Genomic DNA, 6,000 nt, shown 5'->3' on the forward strand with positions numbered 1-6,000 from the left:
TTTGTAAAAATAGCATGTAGATTCGTTGTAAATATTTGTAAATACGACATCAAGAATATTTAAATGGGTATTTAATAACAAAAAGTGCTCCCCGAAATGGGAAGCACTTCTTTATTATTTAGGGAGAGATTATTTAATGACAGAAGTTTGTTTAACCTTACTCCAATCCAAAACATTTGTTTTCACAATAATCTTAGGCTTATCACCACCAGTAGAACCCTTACCAGGACCAGCAACAATTGCGCTTATTTCATAAATTTTATTTGCTTCAATTGATCCTGTACCTGAAATAGGATTACCGTCTGCATCCGTCAAAGTGTTATCATCATCTGAGAGACCTACAGTTATAGGATACCAACTGTCACTCATTGGATTACTTGTTGCGGAGAATGCCCCTGCAATCAATAAAGTAGTTTTATTACTAGATGAATTCGGAAGTACATAATAAGAGACTTTTGTAAAAGAAGGAATAGCCACAAACGTTTCATCATCAGGAGTATTTTGATCTTTATCAAAAGCCTGTTCGATTGCATCATAAGTTTTTGCTGTGACATAGAAATCTTTTTGTACATCTGTTACAATACCAAAACCTGCAGTTGTAGGATATCCACCCCAATATTTCATCGGTTCAGTTACAGCCATTGTATGATCTGCTTTATAAGATGTAGGAACATTATTTACAGACACCCCTTTATATTGGAAGTATGCTGTACCTGTAGGATATTTATCAACATCACGATAAGCCATACCTAAAGAAACTGAAACCAAATCGATACGAGCTGCATTACGAATTAAATTAACAATGCACTCTGCACTTCCACCACCAGACAATGTTGCTTCACCAAATCCAGACATAGGAATTGCACTCTCCGAAATTGCACCTGTAATTTCAACTACAACATTTTCTGGTTTTGTAGGATCAGCAATTGTTGCTCCACTCATATTTGCATAACCAAAACAAGTATAAGTGCCAGCTTCCAATTCCTCGATAGTCCAACTTGTTTCAGTTGTGTTATTAAGATCATGAGAATCAATAAGGGTATAAGTAAAAGGTGCAGATGTTCCTGTTTTCTTATACAAATAAAGAGCGACTGTTCCTGTTGTATTTTCAGCATCCGATGCTAATGCTTTAGTTTGAGCTTTTGATTTAACAGAAATAGTAATAGAACCCGCTTTAGCAACCGGTTCCTGTCCACCTTCAATAACATCGTCCTTAGAACAAGAAGCGAACGCACATGCGATCATAGTCGCATACATAAAATTTCTTAGTTTCATATTCTTCAAAATTAAAAAGTTAATAAAATTCTTTATTTATAAATTAGTTATTATTTATCTTACCCTATAGCTTACTGAGTTGTCTGGAACGACTTTGTGCTTTTGCTCGTTGTCCTATCCTTCCCATCGGCTAATTAATTTTTATCGTTAATAATGTATAGTATATATAACATCATCTTTATCACTTACTCAACGTCTCGGGTTGTTGTCTTCCGACATTGCAAAGATGGATGAAAAAGTAATGACAAGTTAGGGGCATACCTCTCAAATTTAAGCGGTGCTTCTATAAAACCGAATTTTGATTTATTTACATCTAATTTTGATAGATTTTCGGGAAGGATGTAGTTTCTTCCCTGCAATTTTACCCTCATACTTAATTCCCTCATATATGCCGTTAATCAATCCCTCATGCCATCCGCTTCAACAATCGCTTTGTGTTTTTTTCGCTTCCCAATTTTCCCTCAATCATGCACATAGCGGATAGACGATGCAAATATATAAAAATTAGTTTAATAGATATACATATCAACATGATATTTTTAACCTTCCATGAAAAAAAATGATCGGACGACAGGGGCTTCCCAGAACCGGACGCAGACGGGCGCAGATTACGCAGATGAACGCAGATAATTTATTGTTTTAAAAGAAAATAAGTCTGCGTCCCTCTGCGTAATCTGCGCCCGTCTGCGTCCGGTAAATACGAGTTTTGTTAAGCCGGCACTCCGTATTGCGACGGTGTTACGCCGTATTGCTCCGTGAAACGTTTACGGAAGGTAGCAGTATCGTTAAATCCTACCATTTCAGCGACTTCCTGTACGGAATATTGTTGGGTGGCAAGCAACTCGGCCGCTTTTTTCAGGCGTATGTTACGTGTCAGTTCCAGGATACTAAGGTCGGAATATTGCTTGATCTTACGATACAAAGTAGGCAAACTCATATTCAGGGAGTCTGCAAGTATCTTTGCCTCGAAAGTCGAATCGTCGAGGTGTTTCTCGATATTCTTGACGACGGCATCCATAAACGGATTGGTCGGCAACGCGTTTTCTTCTTCCGAAGCGGAAGTAGTATGGGAAAAGTAACGCTTCATATCGTCGCGTTTCTTCATCAGGCTGTTGATCTTGCTGCGCAGGATCTCGACGTCGAAAGGTTTCGTGATATAATCGTCCGCACCGGCTTCGATCCCGGTAATGACATCTTCGCTTTCCACCTTGGCGGTCAGCATCACGACAGGCGTCTGCGCCATCTTCGGATCGCTCTTGATCTCGCGGCAGGTCTCATAACCGTCTTTCACCGGCATCATGACGTCGCAAAGGATCAGGTCCGGTTCTTCCGCCAAGGCGACATCCACACCATCCTGCCCGTTGCGGGCTTCGAGAATCTGGTACTCTTTGCTGAAGACGTGTTTCAGGAACCAGCGGATCTGGTCGCTGTCGTCGATCACTAACAGCTTCTTGCCTGTCTCCTGTTTTTGCGGGATCACCTGGATCAGTTCGGCAATATCTTCTTTCTGGCGGGCATTCAGCTTCACCAAGTCGGCTTCGGGCTCAACAAATTCCACGCGGCGATCCAGCAGATGCTGCTTGCCCAATGGAACCAGGACTGCATAAGAGGTTCCGTTTTTATCGGCCTCATGCCGATAAAAACCGCCTATGGCGTCTGCCATATCCATGATTTGTTTCAAGCCGCGGCGTGCGCTTTCGTCTTCGTCCAGCCCTTCGTCTTTCACAACAAGCGAACAGTAGGCTTTGCCGTTTTCCTTGACGACAGAGATATCGAGCGTCACTTTACCGTACGCGAACGTATTCTTAAAGGCATTCGAGAGCAACATACGGAGGGCGAACTCGATCTTGCGGCGGTCTACCCAAACCCAGAGTGCGGGTGTCTGCGTATTGATACGGAAATCGACATTGTTCATGGCGACCCAGTCGACGAAGATATCGCATATCTGGCGGGAGATATCGACCATATCGTAGCGGGCTATGCGCAGATAGTTGGCGACGTCGTTCGAACGGCGCGTGCCGATCAGCTGGTCTGCCAAGTCCTGCATGGCGAGTGTGTTACGGTAGGCCGAGAGCAGCTGGGTGGACATATCCTTGCCCGGATCGTCGTTTTGCACGACGAGCGCTAAGGAACCTAACACCAACGAAAGCGGCGTACGCATTTCGTGGATGGTCTCTATAAAGAAATTATCGTGTATGCTCTCTGCATTTTTCAGTCGGTTTTCGGCTTCGGCAAGTTTTTCGACAGCCTCGCGCTGGATCGCATCGTTTTCCTTGATCTTGGTCACGATGAGTTGCTCCATCTCTTTCTTATTATTATTTAAGGTAGAGACAGTCGATTCAAGTTCGGACGTTTTGCGTACTAATTCGCCATTGGCTTTTGCCAATTCATCATTCTGGGTCCGCAACGCCTGGATTTTCTCCTCCTGACGGCAAACCTGTTCTTCGAGCGCGCCATTCCGGGAAAGTAAATCCCCGTTTTTAGCAGTCAGTTCCTTATTCGAGTTCTCTAATGCGAAATTTTCTTTTATGATCTGGTCCGAACGGCCATTCATATTAGACTGTAGTTTCCGCATGTAAAAAAACAAAGGGAGCAAAAAAAGCAGTAATATGACCACTACTACTAAAGTATCACTTCCGAAAAATTGCCCGCTTTCATTGGTTGCCAAGATTGCCGAAGTACTCAAGAGAGTACACAACAATACTCCACTCATCCTTCTGAACAGAGATTTCTTATTCATGGTTATATGCATTTATTATTTATCCTTCTACAACTCTACAATTTATTCTCAACATTCTCTTGCAAAGATGGCAAAAAAAATTCTCCTTTCACCACTTTTGACACTATTTATTTCAAAAAAATTCATGAGAATCACGGCTTTTCGCGTTTTTAAATAAGCGGCAGTTTTCCCAAGCCTTAATAATCATATGATACAAACACAATCATTATTGATTTGTTTAACATCTTTTATGCACGATTTATTGTAGGAGCAGAAAACTCGCTTTACATTTGCAAAGAAATAGCAGACAACTGTTTAGAATTAGGGCTTAGCTGAAAAAAGGAGAGTAAAGGATTGGCCAAGCCGGTCAAAGCAGGTTGTCTGAATACTAAACATGAATGTAAATTATTTTACCCTCAATTTTTATATGCATAGGCGTACATCCGGATTGTTCCGCGTGTACGCCACCTTTTTTATATAGGTTCTTCCTGTCGGAATACACAGTTCTTTACGATACTATTATATATAAGGTACGCGTGCGTACCTTAATGCATATTACTTTTGGCTTGATCCAAAAGTAATCAAAAGATCAAGGCTTAACCGGCCAGGCTACTTCGGGCAAAGGCTACGCTGTCGCCTGCGAAACTCGCTTCGCTCAAACAGCGCAGGCTCCGGACGCTTCGCCTTTACCCTTCGCTTTACGCCTGCCCGCTTAGGCCTTTCTTAGAAAGCTTCGCTTTCTCTTGGGATGGCCGATACCGCCTGTTCTTTTTTTTGTGTCCCCCAACCTTCAACTCTTAACCTTCAACTTTCAACTCTTAACTCCCCGGGGGGGGGCTTATTGTAAAAAACGTATTTTTTCAGTTAAGAGGAGGATTGAAAGCAAACAAATGTTAATCTGCTTTTTGGACGTCAAAAAGAGGCTTTTTTCTCTTTTCCGGGAGTTTTTTGCCATTGCGACCGTCCTCTTCGCCGTTACGACCGTCATAATCTTCGCGAGGTGCCGAGTGCATCACCCATGAGGACGGTCGTAATGGCGATGACGACCGTCTTCTTTTGAAAAACGACCGTCCTCACTGAAAAAAACCACCCAAATTTCCTTGGGATATTTGAAACGCCGTCCGTTTTATTTTGCTACAGGCGATTCTCCGGGAGTTAAGGTTTATCACATTGACGGCGTTTCCGGTTTTCGATAATCAAATTGCACGGTTTTCCAAATTGCCTGCGCACCTCGCTTCGTCTACTGTCAGCAAAGATGACGAAAACCGTGAAAAGAGTCAATCCAAAATGGATCAAGATTTTGGATGAAATAGAAAAATGGCTGAAATAGGGGTTATTGTCAAATTTTTTTATTGGCAGGAGATTCAGAAATTGCCAGATATGAACTATCCCGTTCCCGCGCTCCGACGCGGGATCGCAGAAGAACAGGCTTTATCAAAACTTGTAAATGATGATTTAGGATGTGGCAGGCTATTTTGCGATCCCGCGTCGGAGCGCGGGAACAGGATAGCTCACTTTTTCTTGGAGATGCTCTCTTACCTGGACAAATCACACAGATACAAAAATACCATACAACTGCATACCATAAAAAGACAGAACATAAAGGACAAATATCAAAAGTCTCACAGAAAACACCCCTGATAACACGTTCACCACCTATTGTGACACTTTTACCACCCACCAAAAGAAAACGAAAGACAATCATGTACCTTGATATTTATACTATCGCAATTGATACTTTCACCAACGCACAAAAGACAATCATTCCTATCAACACAAAGGGCAGATATGATAGTTTTACACCCTTTTGAGAGATTTTCAGCCCCTTATTTGATATTTTCTCCAACTATTTTGACGCGTTTAACGTTTATTACACATAAAACTATTGCAGGATCCGATTTGTCGCCATATATTTGCATTGTCAACGAAAAACAAGAGGTTTTGATGAGGGTCTTAACCGAGAGAAAAGTTCTCGAAGAGTATAGGGTTTATTAATTGCATTAAAA

Annotated in this window: 2 protein-coding genes; both read right to left on the reverse strand. The window is 42.0% G+C overall.

The window, feature by feature from the left end; genetic code table 11:
• Positions 1-129: 129 nt before the first annotated feature.
• Positions 130-1,275 (reverse strand): hypothetical protein, encoded by a 1,146-nt coding sequence (locus tag DWU89_RS17880; RefSeq protein ID WP_115500995.1) that lies wholly within the window; start codon positions 1,273-1,275, stop codon positions 130-132.
• A gap of 709 nt (positions 1,276-1,984) precedes the next feature.
• Positions 1,985-4,015 carry a response regulator gene (locus DWU89_RS17885; protein ID WP_115500996.1) on the reverse strand — a complete coding sequence of 677 codons (2,031 nt, stop codon included), beginning with the start codon at positions 4,013-4,015 and terminating at the stop codon, positions 1,985-1,987.
• Positions 4,016-6,000: the final 1,985 nt, after the last annotated feature.

The sequence above is a fragment of the Parabacteroides acidifaciens genome (assembly GCF_003363715.1).
Lineage (GTDB): Bacteria > Bacteroidota > Bacteroidia > Bacteroidales > Tannerellaceae > Parabacteroides > Parabacteroides acidifaciens.

Coding starts and splice junctions, on each gene's coding strand:
- DWU89_RS17880 (WP_115500995.1), bottom strand. CDS start 1,275: ATGAAACTAAGAAATTTTATGTATGCGACTATGATCGCATGTGCGTTC.
- DWU89_RS17885 (WP_115500996.1), bottom strand. CDS start 4,015: ATGAATAAGAAATCTCTGTTCAGAAGGATGAGTGGAGTATTGTTGTGT.